This is a genomic window from Maribrevibacterium harenarium, assembly GCF_006385675.1.
Lineage (GTDB): Bacteria > Pseudomonadota > Gammaproteobacteria > Pseudomonadales > Marinomonadaceae > Marinomonas > Marinomonas harenarium.
The window spans coordinates 1-2,929 of record NZ_VFRR01000092.1 but is presented as its reverse complement, the minus strand read 5'-3'; the positions used below and the strand labels follow the sequence as shown (position 1 = coordinate 2,929).

Here is a 2,929-nt window from a genome sequence, read left to right as displayed (position 1 = left end):
AAAACTATTTTGGGTTATATGGTCAAGTGACCAAGCGTGCACGGTGGATGCCTTGGCAGTCAGAGGCGATGAAGGACGTGGTAATCTGCGAAAAGGTTCGGGGAGCTGATAAACAAGCTTTGATCCGAACATGTCCGAATGGGGAAACCCACCCGCTTGCGGGTATCTGTAACTGAATACATAGGTTGCAGAGGCAAACCCGGGGAACTGAAACATCTAAGTACCCGGAGGAAAAGAAATCAACCGAGATTCCCTTAGTAGTGGCGAGCGAACGGGGATTAGCCCTTAAGTGGATCTGGTGTTAGTAGAAGGCTCTGGAAAGTGCCGCCATAGTGGGTGATAGCCCCGTATACGAAAACACCTTATCCATGAAATCGAGTAAGACGGGACACGTGTTATCCTGTTTGAATATGGGGGGACCATCCTCCAAGGCTAAATACTCCTGACTGACCGATAGTGAACCAGTACCGTGAGGGAAAGGCGAAAAGAACCCCGGCGAGGGGAGTGAAATAGAACCTGAATCCGTGTACGTACAAGCAGTGGGAGCCGACCTAGTTCGGTGACTGCGTACCTTTTGTATAATGGGTCAACGACTTAATTTTAGTAGCAAGCTTAACCGAATAGGGGAGGCGTAGGGAAACCGAGTCTTAATAGGGCGCCATAGTTGCTAGGATTAGACCCGAAACCGGGCGATCTATCCATGAGCAGGTTGAAGGTTGGGTAACACTAACTGGAGGACCGAACCCACATCCGTTGAAAAGGCTGGGGATGACTTGTGGATAGGAGTGAAAGGCTAATCAAGCTCGGAGATAGCTGGTTCTCCTCGAAAGCTATTTAGGTAGCGCCTCGTGTATTGCCATTGGGGGTAGAGCACTGTTTGGGCTAGGGGGTCATCCCGACTTACCAACCCCATGCAAACTCCGAATACCAATGAGTATGAGCACGGGAGACACACGGCGGGTGCTAACGTCCGTCGTGAAAAGGGAAACAACCCAGACCGTCAGCTAAGGTCCCAAAGTTACAGTTAAGTGGGAAACGATGTGGGAAGGCTTAGACAGCTAGGAGGTTGGCTTAGAAGCAGCCACCCTTTAAAGAAAGCGTAATAGCTCACTAGTCGAGTCGGCCTGCGCGGAAGATATAACGGGGCTAAAACTGTACACCGAAGCTACGGGTTTACACTTATGTGTAAGCGGTAGAGGAGCGTTCTGTAAGCCGTTGAAGGTCAAGCTGTAAGGCAGGCTGGAGGTATCAGAAGTGCGAATGTTGACATGAGTAACGATAAGGGGGGTGAAAAACCTCCCCGCCGGAAGACCAAGGGTTCCTGTCCCATGTTAATCAGGGCAGGGTGAGTCGGCCCCTAAGGCGAGGCTGAAAAGCGTAGTCGATGGGAAACAGGTTAATATTCCTGTACCGATGTATATTGCGATGGAGAGACGGAGAAGGCTAGGCCAGCACGGCGATGGTAGTCCGTGTTTAAGGCGGTAGGTTGAGGAATTAGGCAAATCCGGTTCCTCTTAAGACCGAGAACTGACGACGAGTCCTCTTTTGGACGAAGTGGTTGATGCCATGCTTCCAGGAAAAACTTCTAAGCTTCAGATATACACCGACCGTACCCGAAACCGACACAGGTGGTCAGGTAGAGAATACCAAGGCGCTTGAGAGAACTCGGGTGAAGGAACTAGGCAAAATGGCACCGTAACTTCGGGAGAAGGTGCGCCGGTTAAGGTGAAGGACTTGCTCCGTAAGCTTTGACCGGTCGAAGATACCAGGTGGCTGCGACTGTTTATTAAAAACACAGCACTCTGCAAACACGAAAGTGGACGTATAGGGTGTGACGCCTGCCCGGTGCTTGAAGGTTAATTGATGGGGTTAGCGCAAGCGAAGCTCTTGATCGAAGCCCAAGTAAACGGCGGCCGTAACTATAACGGTCCTAAGGTAGCGAAATTCCTTGTCGGGTAAGTTCCGACCTGCACGAATGGCGTAACGATGGCCACACTGTCTCCACCCGAGACTCAGTGAAATTGAAATCGCAGTGAAGATGCTGTGTATCCGCGGCTAGACGGAAAGACCCCGTGAACCTTTACTATAGCTTCACAGTGAACTTTGAACCTACTTGTGTAGGATAGGTGGGAGGCTTTGAAGTGAGGACGCCAGTTCTCATGGAGCCATCCTTGAAATACCACCCTGGTATGTTTGAGGTTCTAACTCAGACCCGTAATCCGGGTCGAGGACACTGTGTGGTGGGTAGTTTGACTGGGGCGGTCTCCTCCCAAAGAGTAACGGAGGAGCACGAAGGTGCGCTCAGCATGGTCGGAAATCATGCAAAGAGTGTAAAGGCAAAAGCGCGCTTAACTGCGAGACAGACACGTCGAGCAGGTACGAAAGTAGGTCTTAGTGATCCGGTGGTTCTGTATGGAAGGGCCATCGCTCAACGGATAAAAGGTACTCCGGGGATAACAGGCTGATACCGCCCAAGAGTTCACATCGACGGCGGTGTTTGGCACCTCGATGTCGGCTCATCACATCCTGGGGCTGAAGCCGGTCCCAAGGGTATGGCTGTTCGCCATTTAAAGTGGTACGCGAGCTGGGTTTAGAACGTCGTGAGACAGTTCGGTCCCTATCTGCCGTGGACGTTTGAGATTTGAGAAGAGTTGCTCCTAGTACGAGAGGACCGGAGTGAACGAACCTCTGGTGTTCCGGTTGTCACGCCAGTGGCATTGCCGGGTAGCTATGTTCGGACGGGATAACCGCTGAAAGCATCTAAGCGGGAAGCCTCCTTCAAGATAAGATCTCACTGGAACATAAGTTCCCTAAAGAGCCGTTCGAGACTAGGACGTTGATAGGTTGGGTGTGTAAGTGCTGTGAGGCATTGAGCTAACCAATACTAATTGCTCGTGAGGCTTGACCATATAACACCAAAGTGGTTTTA

1 rRNA gene is annotated in these 2,929 nt (G+C 51.1%); it reads left to right on the top strand.

Annotated features, from left to right (window positions below):
• Window positions 1–20 precede the first annotated feature (20 nt).
• Window positions 21–2,909, top strand: a 23S ribosomal RNA gene (locus FJM67_RS17140).
• Window positions 2,910–2,929: the final 20 nt, after the last annotated feature.